We start from the raw sequence: 15792 nt of genomic DNA on the forward strand, positions 1-15792 counted from the left end.
GACACCCTCGCCCGCATCCCGGACTGCAAGATCAACAGGATCGGAGATCTGCTCCCCTGGAATTACGCCAGATAGCGGTCAGGCCGGACGCTTACCGTGGATCAGGCTCGACGTCCCGAAATCCAGCACGACGCAGTCGGTCTTGACGATGCCGGGATGTTCCTCTGGATCGACGGTGCGCAGGCCGCGCCCGACCATCTGGATCATGGTGGACTTGTAGGAGCTGGGGCGCAGCAGCACGACGCAGGAGGTGGGCGGATGGTCCCAGCCCTCGGTCAGGACGGCCACGTTGACCACGACGCGGATGCTGCCCGCCGCATAGTCGGCGAGGATCGCCTTCCGCGTCTCGGCCGCCAGATCGCCGTGGATCAGCGCGGCGGAAACGCCCGCCGTCCTGAAGGCGTCGGTGACGTGTTCGGCGTGCGCGACGGTGGAGCAGAACACCACGGTCTGCCGGTCGCCCGCCTTCTCCTTCCAGTGGCGGATCACCTCGTCGGTGACGGGCGCGCGGTCCATGATGCCCGCCACCTCCGCCATGTCAAAATCCGACATCGTCTTGCGGACCGAGCGCAGTTCGTCCTGCACGCCGACATCGATGACGAAGGTGCGCGGCGGCACCAGGTGGCCCGAGGCGATCAGCTCGCCCAGCCGCACCTGATCGGCGACATTGTCGAAGACCTCGCGCAGACCCTTCTTGTCGCCCCGGTTCGGCGTCGCCGTGACCCCGAAGATGCGGGCGTCGGGATTGGCTTCGCGCACCCGGTCGATGATCCGGCGATAGCTGTCGGCGACGGCATGGTGCGCCTCGTCGACAACCAGCAGGTCGAGGCGCGGCATGTCGGCGAGGTTCGAGGCCCGCGCCAGCGTCGGCACCATGGCGAAGGCGACCTGGCCGCCCCAGGATTTCTCCGTGGCGTCGATCACCGAGGTGGCGACGCCCGGCACCACGCGCTGGAACTTGGCGCGGTTCTGGGCGGTCAGCTCGTCGCGATGGGCGAGCACGCAGGCCTTGGCCCCGTCGCCGATCATCTCGCCGGTGACCGCCGAGAGCATGATGGTCTTGCCCGCACCGGTGGGCGCCACGCCCAGCGTGTTGCCGCGGGAAGCGAGCGCAGCAACGCTGCGCTCGACGAAGGTCTTCTGGCGGGGGCGCAGGCGCATGGCCGGTCTCCCCCCTACTGCGCCCAGCTCGGCCGACCGGCGGCGCCGGTGGCGGACGCGGGCTGGCTGGGCTGCTGCGGGGCGTGGCCCTGCGCAGGGGCGGCGGAAACCTGCGGCGTGACCGCGCCCATCAGCGCGGCGTAGTCACGATGATCGGGGGTGACGGCGGCGCGGATTTCGTTCTTGTCCTCGCCGTTGGTGTCGGTGCCAATGTCGATGCGGGCGACGAACTCGACCCCGTCGAGATCGCCGAACCCGTTGATCCGGCGGCGGGCCTGCGCCTCGGGCGAGTTGTCCTTGTCGGACACGCCGCGCGCCGAGTTGAGGATGCCGCGGATCAGGCCGCGCCCCATGTTCGCCCAGTCCGGGCCCTTCGGGCTGTAGAGGCCGATCAGCGACCAGACCTTGCGCCGGGCATAGGGCCCCTCGAGCACCGTGTATTCGGCGTCGAGATAGACGGCGCCGGTGGCGGCGCGGCGCGCCCAGCCACCGGTCCAGCCCTGCGAGGGGTCGTCGAAGCCGCCGGGGCGGAGCGTCAGACGCACCTTGGCGAGCGTGCCCTTCGGGATGACGTTGGTGTTGGATTGGGCGGAGTTGAAGTCGTTCCAGGGTCCGGACATTGCGCGGCTCCTTTCAGTTGGAGGATGGGACGCGCAGTGGCGTCAGAGGGGAAAAGCCACCCCGGCGACCGGATCGGGACATCGGGCATGGCGAGAGGCGCTCAGCCATGTCCGGGCTCCTGCGCGGGCGCGGGATCGGCCGGGGTCACCGGCGGCCACGTCAGGCGTTCGGAGGCAGGCGCCGCGGGGCGCTGGATCTTCTCCATCAGCCGTCCGAGATGCGGGGCCTCGACCCTGTCGAGACGGCCCGAGCGGTCCTTGGCCGGATAGCCCCAGGGGTTCAGCGTCTGGCAGACGAAGGCGCGCTGCGGCTTGCCGCTGGCATCGGCGATGTCGGCCATGGTGAGGACCTGATCGACGATCCCGGGCAGCTCGAGTCCGGTCTTCGAGCCGTCGATCTGCGGCTGGAAGACCTTGCGATTGAAGTCGTCGAGCCGCTCGTCGAGGATGCCCACGAACCAGACATGCTTGCCGCGCGTGTGCTGCAGGTGGGTCAGCCAGCCGATCATCTCGCGGCCGTGAAGACCGTAGGCGCCACGGATGTCGGGCTTGCCGGTCTTCTCGGAGAACGCCTCGGGCTGGCCGCGGCACCACTGGAAGCAGAGCCGCCCGGCCACGGTGATCGAGTCGATGAAGACGGTCTCGTACTTCCCGATCACCGTGGGATCGCCGTAGCGCCCGCAGACCTCGTCGAAATGCGCCTGGCTGTAGGGCTGGTCCTCGCGCAGCGCCGGGTTCGGCCCGCCGATGAACACCGCGAAATCCCGGCACTCCTTCCAGGTGCGGGGCCGGAGCGTGTCGATCTCCAGCCCCTCGACCGCCAGGTCGCCAGCCTCGAGATCGAGGAAGAGCGTGGTCGAGGCGTTCAGCGTCCAGAGCAGGCTGGTCTTGCCGATGCCGGACCGCCCGAAGATGACGCCCTTGATGCCCTTGCGCTGCGCGAGCCGTTCGTCGGCGCCGATGATGGGAAGGGCCATCACTGGCCCTCCTTCTTCATCACCGCCGTGGCGGCGCGATCTGCGCCGACGCACCCCGCCTCGCGGGCGAGCTTGTAGAGGCGCTTAAGCGCGTCGGCGCGGCGGTAGGCGGCCGTGCTCTCGCGCTCAGCCTCCACGATCGCGAAGGCGATCTCGTCCACGGTCGCCTCCACGACTGGTAGCGGCGCGCGCGGCTCGTCGCCCGGGCGCTGCGGGAAGGCGATGGTTTCGGGGAGGTCTTCGAGCGCGTAGCTCGCCTTGCGAAGACGGGTGATGTCGTCCGGCTGGTCCGGCATGGCGGTTCTCCGTGAGATGAGGTGATCGAGGAGGCGCATCACGCAGCCTCGCGGACGTCGGGCGCGGGCTCGGCGACGTAGATCGCCAAGAGCGGCGTCCCGTCGGCGTGGGCGCCGGCGTCCTCGATCTGATAGTTGCGGTTGGGCTCGCAGACCTCGGTCAGCTCCCAGCGGCGATAGAGCCCCGGAAGACGCCTGAAATCCTCGAGCGACAGATCGGCAGTGCGGTTCATGCGTGTCTGCTTTCGGTTGGAGGGAAGGCGCTCGGGGCGCTCGAACTGGAAAAGCCACCGGCGGCACCGGATCGGGACATTGGTTCAGGGGATTTCCTCGAGGGCGTCGTGCAGCCGGCGCATGGCGCGCTGGTACCGCTTGCGGGCGGCAGCCTCGGTCAGGCCCAGTTCCACGGCGACCTCGGCCTGGGAGAAGCCCTCGATCGCCACGCGGATCACCAACAGGGCGTCATCGCCGAGCAGCTTCCGCACGGCGCCGTTCAGTCGCGCGTACCCGGCCGCGCCGATGCCGCTGTCGCCGTTGTCCGCCACCTCGTCGGGATCGGCGCCGCTGGCGAGATGTTCGCGTGTCTGGTCGCGCTGGCGCACGCGGATCATGTCGCGCTCGACATTCCGCAGCACCGTGGCCGCGATCCAGTTGACGCGCCTGAGATCGAGGCTGCGGACCACCTCGGTGGTGCGCGCCAGAACGTCGGACGCGACCTCATCGGCAGTGCCGAGCCTGCGCCAGATCGATCGGCGGCGGATGGCGTCGAGGCCGGGCCAGAGCGCCAGCAGCAGCAACGTCAGGGCGCAGTCGGACGCGGGCCCGTCGCCCTGCGCCGCCCTGACGAGCGCGGAGAGGATGTGGTTTTTCCGGGCGGGATCGCCGGGGGTGCTATGCAGCCCGTCCAGCAGGGCCGCCGGATCCCGGAACGGTGTGAGGGCAGCCTTCGCACGCCTGACGGCGTCGAAGCTGCGCTGGAAGTGAAGGTTGGAAGAAGAATGCATGAGGTTATCACGGATCTCGTGCCACGCGAAGGACATCGGACGCCTGCCTTGCGGCCAGGCGTCCGGCGCCTTCTCGTGGCCAGGTCAGGACGTCGCGCGTCTCTGCGATTTCAGGGGGTTGGGTGAAAGCGCGTGTCAGCGCGCGGGTGCGGTCGCGTTGTTCAGCGTGCCGCAGCCCCGACAGGTGGCCTGCACCGGGAAGCCCACGAGATACTCGTGCCCCCGCGCGAAGCGCAGGTGCATCCGGCCGTCCCGGCAGACGCCGAGCAGCTTTTCACAGCGCGTGCAGCGCCATTCCGAGTTGGAGGTGGTGGGTTTGGTCGTCGCGGCGCCGGCCCAACTCGTCGGGGCTGCCTGGCGCGAGGGAAAGGGAGTCGGCATGGAAGTGCTCCTCTGATGTGGAGCCCTTCCAATAATCAGCGGTTTGTTAGACCGTCCCGCCCGAAACCCTAGATGAACTCTAGATCACGCGGTGTCGGTCGCCTCGCCGAGACGCCAATAGCGATTGCTCGAGCCGTGCCGGATGTAAGTCGGATGCGCCTTCGCCCATGCGCCGGAAGAGAACAGCTGTCTGGGATTGTCGGACCCCATCCCGTCCATCAGGACCTTGGTCAGCCGCTGGCCTGTGCCATCGGTCGCCGCTTCAACAAGGCTTTCGAAGAGTTGGATCTGGCCCACGCCGTCGAGTGTGAGCGGCTCGAGACCAGGGATGATGAGCGTCGCAGAGCGAGGCGTGTGTCGCACAACCTGAGCGACTTGCGCAGAGGTCGCCAGCGTTCGGTTTGCCTCGAAGCGCCGGGCCATTTCCTCTCGGTCCAGATCGCCGAGGCTTCCGTCGTTCAGCAGCAGGTCTCGCAGCGCGATAACGACGTTCGGCCCGAGGAATTGCGGCGGCTCATCGGAAACGGCGAGTACGAGACCGGGGCCCGCTGTATGCCGCGACCGAAGCGCAGTCTCCACACTCTCGCGGGCTTTCAGATCGGCAAGGCGGCGCGCCAGGTAAAGTGGGACCTTTCGCTCGCCCAGTGCCATCGGCCCAAGCGAGACGAGGAACTCGTTGATGGTTTCGATGTTCCTGATGCCGAGAGAGCCAGCTATCGCCTTGAGGATGGTTTCGGCGAGCCATGCTCGATCGATCCCGTACTCGATCGCATTGGTGTCGAGACGCAATCCATCCGCCTCTCCAAAGGAACCGGTTTGTCGAACCGTCCCTGGCTCCGGACCCGTTTGCTGCTCAACTTCGACAACCTCATCGTCATCCTCGGCGAGCCCAATCACCTGCCGCCCTTTGCGGGCAATCAATCTCGCACTGACCAGGCGCGCTGGATCGACGCCCGCGGAGTTGAAGAACGCACCTGCAACAGTGTCGCCGGGCAGGTCGTACAGCGACAGAAGAAAGCCGAACCACTGCGCCCGTTCCTGATCGGTGAGTGTCCGCAGGTTCTGCGTAAGACCCCAGTGTTCGAGCAGTCGGAACCCGAGGTCCCGAAGGAACGGATCGCGCATGCTCTGCACGTCCGAACTGCTGCCATCCGAGATCGAGACCCGGAAGGTTCCCTCCTTTCCGTCCGATCGACGGGTGTAACCAATTGCGATGGCGATTTTTGTGAAGCCGAAACTCCGGATCAGGTTGGCTGAATTGGAGACGTATTTCCGGACAACGTCCTCCATCTTGTCCTTTATGGTCACCTTGATGTTCAGTCTTCGGCCCCACGAGCCGAGGCGGACCTCGGCCTCGACTACCGCCGCCATCGTGATCTCGACGTCCTCGAGATCCGGACAATCCAGATCGAAGGAAGACCTGAAGCGTTCGAGGTTGAATTCCCGGCGGGTCAACGGCTTGGCCGACGGCGGGCGCCCTAGAACGACCTCCGCGAAGACCTTAGAAGTCTTTTCGCGAACGTCGCTGCTGGCAGACGCGACCTCGATTTTCTTCAGCTGGGGTGTGTAGATCAGGACAGCCTCATGCGAGGGCCTGTAGTAATGGACGGTCCAGCCCCCTTCCTCGCGATGATTGTCGATACTCGACAGGGGCCCGGGATGGCGCAGGGCGACCATGAAGGACGGCGGATAGTTGGCGGTCTCGGGCAATTCGAGGACGGACGCGGTGACCTTGCCCTTCAGTCCCAGAGCTTCCTGAACAGCGTCACAGAGCTTCTCGTCAGGAATTCCGTCTGTGTCGGCAACAGAAGCGTGGTCGAAGTCCACTTCGCAGCATGTGTAGTACGTCCGCCGTTCTCGATAGCGCCGCGCGGCATAGAAGCTCTGGGCGTCGTGGAAGTGCATCGGGAAGACCGTGCGCATCCAGATGCTCTTGCACAGCAGGTCAGGCTGGGACTCATACTGGTCGTAGTCGATATTCTGCAGCCGTTGGCCCGCAACCGTTTCGAGTGAGGTCGCTCCCTTGTCCTGGCCCATGTCGAGCAGAGCGCCAGCGATGCCCTCAAGTAGCCCGATGATTTCCTTGTCCTCCGAACGCAGGTACGCACTCAGCGCTGCCTTGCCCTGATCATCGGTCGTGCCCTCAGTGATTTCCGGCGGAGCGAGAAGAGTGTCGTCGGGCCGTTTGAAGCTGGCGAGAAACTGCCAGACCAGCGCAGCGGGGGCGCCCTGAAGGATACTCCCGAGGTTCGGTCCGAATTCGCTCTTCCTCCGCGCCATGAACTCACCTCAATGAACAACTGCTCTCGATTGATTCAACCCACGATAATCATGGACATATCCGTGATCGGCAAGCCCTGATGTTCTCTCCCTGTTCGCATTTCTGCATTCCGTTCTTCTGAGATGTCCTGTCCCGGGCGGCTGGGTGGCTTTTGATCGGTAACGACACCACCGAGCATAGCCACCGAGACATGAAACGCCCGAACCCGCTCCCTCCCGACCACATGACGCCCGCCGAGCGCCGCGCCGAGCTCTGCGGCCTGTTGGCGCTCGGGCTTGTTCGGTTGCGCATGCGGGAGAAGGGCGAAGTATCTGACGATACTGGAGAAAGTTACCTACACTATCCGCCCGACCAATGCCGTCATGCAACTCCAACTCACCGGAGAAATGCATGACGACCCACGATCCGATCCCCGCGCGCCTGGCCGCGCTCAAGACCGCGACGACGCCAGAGTTGAAGCAGCAGTGGCGCGACCTGTTCGACAGCGAGCCGCCGCCGTTCAATCGCCGGTACCTGGAAAGCCGCCTGGCCTACCGCATCCAGGAACTTGCCTATGGCGGGCTCAAACCCGAGACGATCCGGCGCCTCGAACGGCTCGGCGAGGAACTGGACGGTGGCGATAGGAAGAAGCGTGGCATGCGCGCCGACCGTGACCGCCCGATCACCGGCACGCGGCTGCTGCGCGAATGGCAGGGTGTCGAGCAGGTCGTCACCGTCACCACCGACGGCTTCGAGTGGCAAGGTCGGCCGTACAAGTCGCTGTCCGCCATCGCGCGCGCCATCACCGGCACGCGCTGGAACGGCTGGGTGTTCTTCGGGCTCAAGAACCACAGAGGGCGGACATGACGAAGCCGCCCGAAAAATCGAAGGTCGTCCGCAAGCTGCGCTGTGCGGTCTACACCCGAAAATCCTCCGAGGAAGGGCTGGAACAGGAATTCAACAGCCTGCACGCCCAGCGAGAGGCCTGCGAGGCCTACATCGCCAGCCAACGCTCCGAGGGCTGGGTGCTGGTCCGCGATCAGTATGACGACGGCGGCATTTCCGGCGGCACTCTGGAACGCCCCGGCCTGAAGCAATTGGTGGAGGATATCGAGGACGGGCTGGTCGACGTGGTCGTCGTCTACAAGATCGACCGTCTCAGCCGCTCGCTGGCCGATTTCGCCAAGCTGGTCGAGGTGTTCGACCGGAACGGCGTGACGTTCGTCTCGGTCACGCAATCGTTCAACACCACCACGTCGATGGGGCGGCTGACGCTGAACATCCTGCTCTCGTTCGCGCAGTTCGAGCGCGAGGTCACGGCCGAGCGCATCCGCGACAAGGTCGCGGCCTCCCGCCGCAAGGGCATGTGGATGGGCGGCGTGCCGCCCTTCGGCTACCGCGTCGGGCATCGGAAACTGGTGGTCGACGAAGAAGCCGCAACGCATGTGCTCTGGATTTTCGACCGCTTTCTTGAGATCGGGTCCTGCACGGAACTGGCGCGGGAGGTCGGCACGCGGGGCCTCCGGACGCCGCGCGGCAACAGGATCGACAAGAAATACATCTACCGGATGCTCAGCAACCGCGCCTACATCGGCGAGGCGGTCCACAAGGGCGACAGCTATCCCGGCGAGCACGACGCCATCATCGACCGCGAGACGTGGGACCGTGTCCATGCGATCCTGCAGGAGAGCCCCCGGAAGCGCGCCGCCCGTACACGCGCCGACACGCCCGCGCTGCTGAAGGGGTTACTGTTCGGGCCCGATGGCGCCGCATTCTCGCCGACGCATACCCGCAAGGGCGACCGGCTGTACCGCTACTATGTCAGCCAGACGGTGCTGAAGCATGGCGCTGGGTCGTGCCCGGTCGGCCGCGTGCCCGCGGGCGATATCGAGGCGGCGGTGATCGACCAGCTTCGCGCCGTCTTTCGCCAGCCGGAGATTGTTGCGGGGACCTTGAAGGCGGCGCGTGCCTACGCCGAAGACATCTCCGAGGCCGACGCACGCGCGGCCTTGCAGCAGCTCGATCCGCTGTGGGACGAACTCTTCCCCGCAGAGCAGGCCCGCATTGTCACGCTGCTGGTTGAGCGCGTCGATATCGGCACGAACGGGCTCAACTTCCGGCTCCGGATGGACGGCCTCGGAGGGCTCGCGCGCGAGATGCTGTCTGGCAGCATCGGAGCAGCAGCATGACCCGCGCGACGGCGGTCCCCGAGACGGTCACAATCCACGTGCCATTCCGCATCGTGAAGCGCGGCGGACGCAAGGAGATGCAACTGCCCGACCGCGTCCGACCAGAGCGCACGCCGGACAGCACGCTGGTCAAGGCGCTGGCCCGCGCCTTCCGCTGGAAGCGGATGCTCGAGTCGGGTGAGTTCGCCACCATCGCCGAACTGGCCGAGCGAGAGGGGATCGCTGCACCATACCTTACGAGGACGATGCGCCTGTCGCATCTGTCCCCAGACCTGGTTGAGTCGATCCTCGACGGACGTCAGCCGCGCCACCTGACGCTGGAAGTCCTGCGGCAACCTCTGTCGGAAGACTGGAGCGAGCAGAAGCGTGCGCTTGGCGAAGCTGCGACACCTCAAGATCTGCGGCAAATCAGGGGATTCACGTCGGAACCAAGTCATGTTACCGTCAAAGAAAAGGGGCAGGCATGAGCGTAGTATTCACGGTTGGCTATGAGGGAACCGACATTGATCGGTTCGTCCGGACGCTGAAAGCGGCTGGCGTCGAAAGGTTGGCCGATGTTCGCGCGGTCGCTGCATCGCGCAAGGCCGGCTTCTCGAAAACCAAGCTGGCTGCGCGTCTTGCCGACGAAGGTATCGAATATTCGCATTTCATCGCCCTTGGCGATCCCAAACCCGGCCGCGAAGCAGCCCGGGCCGGAGATTTTGACCTGTTTCGTTCAATTTACGGCGCGCATATCGAGACAACCCCAGCGCAAGAATCGCTGCGGAAATTGATAGATTTCGTTCAGGATGCGCCGACTTGCCTGCTCTGTTTCGAGCGCGATCCGGAAACCTGCCACAGGACAATCGTTGCGCACGAGGTGATCGAAGAGACGGGCTTCGAGGTATTCAATCTGTTCGCTGATGATCCGGAGCGATATGTCCGTCACGCTGCAAAACTGCCGCGTTTCCATTCTGGTGAAGGCCTTACCGCAGCGTAGCGCCAACCACGGGGAAACTGTCTGCTGCGCCGGGGTGACAGCCCACGGCGAATTCAAGCGCCTGTTCCCAATCCGATTTCGGCATCTTTCCGACGGCGCTGCGTTCAAGCGCTGGGACTGGGTCGATTTCAAGTTCAGGCCGCCGACCAGTGATCGTCGTGCGGAGAGCTGCCATGTGATGGAAGACAGCATCACCGTGAACGGCAGCATGTCGCCGAAGGATCGAGCGTCGTTTCTCAGCCCGCTCGTGTCTGCCTCCATCAAGGAAGCCGAGGCGGCTGGCAGGTCGCTTGCGCTGATCCGGCCGCGAAATACCCGATTCTTCTACAAGGCCAAAAAGCCGGATGAGATCGAACAGGAACGGCGACTGTATGCGGAGGCCGCGCGCCAGGGGTCGTTCTTCGATGAGCAACTGAAGGCGCTCGAACCCAGTCCCTATGATTTCCGCTTCAAGTTCGAAGATGGCACGGGCCCCCACGACTGCGCGAATGGCGATTGGGAAGCCCACGCCATGTTCTTCAACGGCCGTCGGCGGGAGGGATCCGACCAGGCTGCGCTGGACTGGATGAGCAAGACCTTCAACGAGGAATACCCTCGGAAAGGCATGTTGTTCTGCGTCGGCAACATGGCCAAGCGCCATCACACATGGCAGTTGCTGGGTGTCCTCCGTGTGGACGACACTGGTCAGACGTCGCTGTTCTGAAAATCGGATGGCCATTGTTGTCCATCCTGGCGCAGACAGGAGCCGAGGACTGCGGGCGCAAGCCGCCATTCGGCTTGCTTCATCATGCACTTGCGGTTTAGTCTGCGCGCGTAAACGGCGGTTCTGTCAGCTCATTTTCGCAGGGCGTTCGGCAAGTCCGTCGCCGCCTGACAGGACATAGAATTGATGACAGCCGCGACCGCGATCCCTACCACCTTGCCTGCCCACCGGACGCCTGCGGACGAGCGCGCGCATGCCTTGCTTCACACGGCGCGCGCGGGGCATCTCGGGTGCGGTACAGCTGCGGGTGAGGGGAACGAGGACTGGCAATGTCGCGTCTGACGGATCTGATCGCCCGGGCAAAGGCCAGGGACAGCGCTCTCGGGGATGAGCTCGAGCGGGAGTTCAAGGCGCTGGCGTCGCGGCGGGCCTTTGGTCTGAACTTCGAACGACACCGCCCCGAAAGCGTGGAACTGCCCGGCCGCCCCGTGCGGCGGGGCGACAAGGTACGCATCCTGCCGCCGCGGGGCTCTGTCCAGCGCGCAGACCAGCGGCTGTGGCGCGTCAAGCGAATTGACGGCGAAGGCGAGGCGCGAATGGCGGTGGTCGAGCTGATCGATGCCGAGGCGCCAGAGACGGTGGAGGTCGCCGTCGCCGATCTGGTCGTGGTGGCCGAGTTCCGGGATTACATCTATCCCGGCTTGGTCAGCACCGGGCGGGTGGAGCGCGGCGGCGACAAGCCGTTCCACACGGTGATCAACGGCGAGAACTTCCATGTGCTGGAGGCGCTGACCTACACACATCGTGGCAAGGTCGACGCCATCTACATCGACCCGCCCTACAATACAGGGGCGCGGGACTGGAAGTACAACAACGATTACGTCGAGGCTGAAGACCTGTATCGGCACTCAAAGTGGCTTGCGATGATCGAGCGCCGAATAAAGGTGGCCAAAGAACTACTTAATCCGGCGGCGAGCTGCCTTATCGTTTCAATAGATGAAAAGGAATTCCTGCGGCTCGGTCTGCTCCTCGAGCAGGTTTTCCCCGAATCTGAAGTTGTAATGATCACGAGCGTGATTAGTGCCAAAGGCGCAGTTCGCCCAGGACGTTTCTCGCGGGTTGAGGAGCATATTTTCTTTGTCTTCTTGGGTGAGGCAAAGGTCAAATGGTGGACAAGCAACATGCTTCCGTCCGGCGGCGACGAGGACAAGCGAGGTTCGAACAAAGAACTCGCTCCGATCGAGTGGCTGTTGCTAAGGCGCCGCGAGCCGACAAGTTTCAGAAGCGCGCGGCCTAATCAGTTTTACCCGATTTTCGTTCGACTGTCCGATGGCCACATTCACTCCATTGGCGACCCCATTCCGCCTGAAGTTGATCGAGATACCGTACCAGCCCCAGAAGGGACATTGGCTATCTGGCCGATCAAGCCTGACGGCACCGAAATGCTTTGGGGCCTTACACCGGATGTGCTGCGAAGAAATTGGGCCGAAGGCTATGTTCGGGTCAATAACTGGAAACCCAAGAAGCTTACCGGCTCAGTTCAATATCTTCAGACCGGCGTAATCAAACGCATCAAGTCCGGCGATATCGTTATCACGGGACGTGCTTCGGATGGGTCAGTTCAAGGTCACATTGCAGAGGGCGCCAATCTCGGAACATCGCCGAAACGAGTGTGGAACATGAGGTCTCACAACGCAGAAACCGGCGGTACCAACATGCTAACCACGCTCATTCCGGGGCGCCGCTTCCCGTTTCCCAAGTCCCTGTACGCAGTGGAGGACGCTCTGCGCTTCATCGTCTCGGACAACCCTCAGGCGACAATCCTAGATTTCTTCTCGGGCTCAGGCACCACGGCACATGCGGTCATGCGCCTGAATCGCCAGGATGGCGGGCGACGGCAGTGCATCTCCGTCACCAACAACGAGGTTGCAGCCGACGAACATGCAGCTTTGCGTAAGGAAGGGCTTCGCCCTGGCGATGCGGATTGGGAGAAGCTGGGCATCTGCGACTACATCACCAAACCGCGCATCGCCGCCGCGATCACCGGCAAGACACCGGAGGGAGAGCACATCAAGGGCGAGTACAAGTTCACGGACGAATTCCCGATGGCCGATGGCTTCGAAGAAAATGCCGAGTTCTTCACGCTGACCTACGAAGCCCCTGTCGCCGTCAGCCACAACCTCGCATTCCAGCGCATCGCGCCGCTGTTGTGGATACGCGCCGGATCGGAGGGGCGCCGCATCAACGAACTTCCCGCCGCCGGCTGGGACGTGGCCGACACCTACGGCCTGCTCGTCGACCTGGACCGCGCCGCCGCGTTTTGCGACGCGGCCGCCGCCCAACCGACCCTGCGCAACGCCTACATCGTGACAGATGACGACCGCCGGTTCCAGGCGGTGGCGCGCGCGCTGCCCGACAGCGTCGAACCGGTGCGGCTCTACGAGTCGTACCTCTCCAATTTCCGCTTTTCGATGGGCCGCTGAGCCATGAAGTTCACACTCAAGGATTATCAGGAAGAAGCCGTTCGGGAGGTTCTGGTGAACCTCAAGAAGGCCTCGCGTCGCTGGCGCGAGGACGGCGACAAGCATGCCTTCTCGCTGACGGCCACCACGGGCGCGGGCAAGACCGTGATGGCGGCGGCGGTGTTCGAGGCGCTGTTCCACGGCGACGACAACTACGACATCGAGCCTGACCCGGGTGCCGTGGTGATCTGGTTCAGCGACGATCCGTCCCTGAACGAGCAGTCGCGGTTCCGCCTGCTCGAGGCATCTGACAGACTGTCGATCTCGGACCTTGTGGTGGTGCAAAGCACGTTCCAGCGCGAGGTGCTGGAACCGGGAAAGGTCTATTTCCTGAACACCCAGAAGCTGAGCAAGTCGAGCCTCCTGGTGCGCGGACACGATCCCGATGACGAGGGGATCGAGAAGGACGGGCAGATCCGGCTGATGCCCGACAGTCGCTCCTTCACCATCTGGGACACGATCCAGAACACCATCGATGACCCGGCGCTGACGCTTTACCTCGTGCTCGACGAGGCGCATCGCGGGATGCGCGCCGCGACCGGCGCGGGCGAGAAGACCACCATCGTCAAGCGGCTGATCAACGGCTCGGGTCCGGTCCCCGGCATCCCGGTCGTCTGGGGCATCTCGGCGACGGTCGAGCGGTTCAACGCCGCAATGACCGACATGACGGGCCGCGCGACCCTGCCGAACGTGGTGGTGGATTCCGCCAAGGTCCAGGCGTCAGGTCTGCTGAAGGATACGATCATCCTGGACGTGCCGAAGGAGGCGGGGCAGTTCGATACCGTGCTGGTGCGCCGCGGCACCGACAAGCTGAAGGAGATTTCCTCCGCCTGGGAGGCCTATGGCCAGCAGCAGGACGATGCCGGAACAGTGCTGCCCCTTATGGTTCTGCAAGTTCCGAACGCGCCCGATCACAACGACATCGGCCGGGCTCTCGACACCATCTTCACGCAGTGGCCGGACTTGCCCGAGGATGCGGTGGCGCATGTGTTCGGGGAACACTCCACCCAGACCTTCGGCCGCCACACCGTGCCCTACATCTCGCCCGAACGTGTTCAGGAATCGACGTGGGTCCGGATCCTGATCGCGAAGGACGCCATCAGCACGGGTTGGGATTGTCCGCGTGCCGAAGTCATGGTGTCGTTCCGGCCCGCTCGGGACAAGACGCACATCACGCAGCTACTGGGGCGCATGGTGCGCACGCCGCTGGCGCGGCGGATCCCGGGCAACGAACGACTGAACTCCGTCGATTGCCTGCTACCGTTCTTCGACGAAGCCTCGGTCAAGGACGTCGCCAAGGCGTTGATGTCCGGCGGGGACGGTGGCGACGATTTGCCGGGTCGCCGCGTACTGATCAACCCCGTCGAGTTGAAGCCCAATCCTTCGATCCCGGAGCCGGTGTGGGACAAGCTGCTCTCGCTGCCGTCCCAATCCCTGCCAAAGCGGCATGCCCGTCCAGTCAAGAGACTGACCTCGCTGGCGCATGAGCTGGCCTTCGATGGTCTGCTCGAAGACGCTGGCAAGGCTGCCCATGCGGAAATGCACAAGGTGCTCGATGGCGCCAGAGCGCGATACAAGGCGGAAATCGAGACTGCCCGCAAATCGGTCCTTACAGTCGAAGGAAAGAGCCTGAAGGCCGACCTGAAAGGCGGCGGCATGTCGTTCGACGACTTCCTCGAGGAAGCGGACTACGCCGTGATCGAAGACGCATATCGCAGGGCGGGCCGTGCGATCAGTCCGGACCTCGCGACGTCGTACAGCGACTACCTGGCGCGGAGCGAAGGCGATGCGGACGACATGGAGGCCGCTCTCATCGATGCGCACGTCACGATTGGCGCTTTAGGATTGGTTCCCGGCATCCGAGAGACACTTGAGGCTGAGGCCGAGAAACTCGCGAACCAATGGCTCACTCGCTTCCGGGTCGACATCAAGAACCTCTCCGACGAGCGTCAGGACGTGTATCGCCAGATCCGGGAGATGAGCGCGAACCCCATGGATGTGGACCTGGCTCGACCGACGTCTTGGATGCAGCCGACGACGATCCGCGAGGCGAACGGCTCAGAGACCCCGCTGCCATCTTTCGAGCGGCACATGCTGTGCGATGAGCATGGGATGTTCCCCGAGGACTTCAATTCCTGGGAAGGTGAAGTGGTGAAATCCGAACTCGCGCGGGCGGGAGCCGTCGCGTGGTACCGGAACCCGTCGCGCGCCAGCCAGGACTCGCTTGGCATCATTTACGAGGATGGTGGCGAACCAAGGATTGTCAGGCCCGACTTCGTATTTTTCGTTCAGCAGGACGATGGGACCGTCGCCGCCGATATCGTCGATCCGCACGGCATTCAGTTCGGCGACGCGATGCCGAAGCTCAAGGGGCTGGCGCAGTACGCAGAACGCTTCGGCGATCAGTATCGTCGGATCGAGGCCGTTGCGAAGATCGGTGACAAGTTCCGTGTTCTGGACCTGAAGGAAGCCGCGACGCGCGCGTCAGTTTCTACCGCGACAACCATCAAGGCTCTGTATGAAAGCGCGGATGCATTCGATTACTTGCCCTAACCATCACAGAGTTCGACGCCAGTTCCCTGCGGCATGGATACGGCTTTCACAACGGTTACGAATGACCTGTGGCCCAAAACCCTTCATTATCAGGGCCTTGATCGGCTTAACCGGACCGCGCGCGGTTAACAGGTCCGGAGAGTATCG

At 64.1% G+C, this 15792-nt stretch carries 15 protein-coding genes; 7 read left to right on the plus strand and 8 right to left on the minus strand.

Annotated elements, in window-relative coordinates:
• Window positions 1–78: 78 nt before the first annotated feature.
• From BM064_RS24600 to BM064_RS24630, 8 genes are all read right to left on the minus strand, one after another.
• A complete protein-coding gene (locus tag BM064_RS24600; RefSeq protein ID WP_245779280.1) occupies window positions 79–1161 on the minus strand; it encodes a DEAD/DEAH box helicase in 1083 nt (360 codons plus the stop codon).
• Between the two features lie 14 nt (window positions 1162–1175).
• On the minus strand, window positions 1176–1781 hold the full coding sequence (locus BM064_RS24605) for a hypothetical protein (RefSeq protein WP_092865566.1): 606 nt from the start codon (window positions 1779–1781) through the stop codon (window positions 1176–1178).
• A gap of 101 nt (window positions 1782–1882) precedes the next feature.
• A complete protein-coding gene (locus tag BM064_RS24610) occupies window positions 1883–2758 on the minus strand; it encodes an ATP-binding protein (RefSeq protein WP_092865569.1) in 876 nt (291 codons plus the stop codon).
• Window positions 2758–3054 carry a hypothetical protein gene (locus BM064_RS24615; protein ID WP_092865572.1) on the minus strand — a complete coding sequence of 99 codons (297 nt, stop codon included), beginning with the start codon at window positions 3052–3054 and terminating at the stop codon, window positions 2758–2760. Before BM064_RS24615 ends, BM064_RS24610 begins: the two co-directional genes overlap by 1 nt.
• Window positions 3055–3092: 38 nt before the next feature.
• Window positions 3093–3287, minus strand: coding sequence for a hypothetical protein (locus BM064_RS24620; RefSeq protein WP_018303655.1), 195 nt, complete (start codon window positions 3285–3287; stop codon window positions 3093–3095).
• Between the two features lie 84 nt (window positions 3288–3371).
• Window positions 3372–4094 (minus strand): RNA polymerase sigma factor, encoded by a 723-nt coding sequence (locus tag BM064_RS24625; RefSeq protein ID WP_092865575.1) that lies wholly within the window; start codon window positions 4092–4094, stop codon window positions 3372–3374.
• A 99-nt stretch (window positions 4095–4193) separates the two neighbouring features.
• Window positions 4194–4439, minus strand: a complete 246-nt coding sequence (locus BM064_RS27155; protein ID WP_143103445.1) for a hypothetical protein — start codon at window positions 4437–4439, stop codon at window positions 4194–4196.
• 84 nt (window positions 4440–4523) lie between these two features.
• The gene (locus tag BM064_RS24630; RefSeq protein ID WP_092865578.1) at window positions 4524–6719 is read right to left on the minus strand and encodes a hypothetical protein; all 2196 of its coding nucleotides are present in this window, start codon (window positions 6717–6719) and stop codon (window positions 4524–4526) included.
• Between the two features lie 391 nt (window positions 6720–7110).
• Between BM064_RS24630 and BM064_RS24640 the strand changes: the two genes are divergently transcribed.
• The 7 genes from BM064_RS24640 (at window position 7111) to BM064_RS24670 (ending at window position 15645) form a co-directional block, all read left to right on the plus strand.
• Entirely contained in the window at window positions 7111–7566 is a 456-nt protein-coding gene (locus BM064_RS24640) for a DUF2924 domain-containing protein (RefSeq protein ID WP_092865584.1), read from the plus strand.
• Window positions 7563–8888, plus strand: a complete 1326-nt coding sequence (locus BM064_RS24645; protein WP_092865587.1) for a recombinase family protein — start codon at window positions 7563–7565, stop codon at window positions 8886–8888. The genes BM064_RS24640 and BM064_RS24645 overlap by 4 nt, the downstream gene beginning before the upstream one ends.
• Entirely contained in the window at window positions 8885–9355 is a 471-nt protein-coding gene (locus BM064_RS28460) for a hypothetical protein (protein WP_342741395.1), read from the plus strand. The genes BM064_RS24645 and BM064_RS28460 overlap by 4 nt, the downstream gene beginning before the upstream one ends.
• Window positions 9352–9867 (plus strand): DUF488 domain-containing protein, encoded by a 516-nt coding sequence (locus tag BM064_RS24655; protein ID WP_035026237.1) that lies wholly within the window; start codon window positions 9352–9354, stop codon window positions 9865–9867. The genes BM064_RS28460 and BM064_RS24655 overlap by 4 nt, the downstream gene beginning before the upstream one ends.
• Entirely contained in the window at window positions 9806–10570 is a 765-nt protein-coding gene (locus BM064_RS24660) for a hypothetical protein (protein WP_245594975.1), read from the plus strand. Before BM064_RS24655 ends, BM064_RS24660 begins: the two co-directional genes overlap by 62 nt.
• Window positions 10571–10899: 329 nt before the next feature.
• On the plus strand, window positions 10900–13053 hold the full coding sequence (locus tag BM064_RS24665) for a site-specific DNA-methyltransferase (RefSeq protein WP_092865590.1): 2154 nt from the start codon (window positions 10900–10902) through the stop codon (window positions 13051–13053).
• A 3-nt stretch (window positions 13054–13056) separates the two neighbouring features.
• On the plus strand, window positions 13057–15645 hold the full coding sequence (locus BM064_RS24670) for a DEAD/DEAH box helicase (RefSeq protein ID WP_092865593.1): 2589 nt from the start codon (window positions 13057–13059) through the stop codon (window positions 15643–15645).
• The last annotated feature ends 147 nt before the right edge of the window (window positions 15646–15792 follow it).

Origin of the sequence: Albimonas pacifica (genome assembly GCF_900113695.1) — a bacterium.
Lineage (GTDB): Bacteria > Pseudomonadota > Alphaproteobacteria > Rhodobacterales > Rhodobacteraceae > Albimonas > Albimonas pacifica.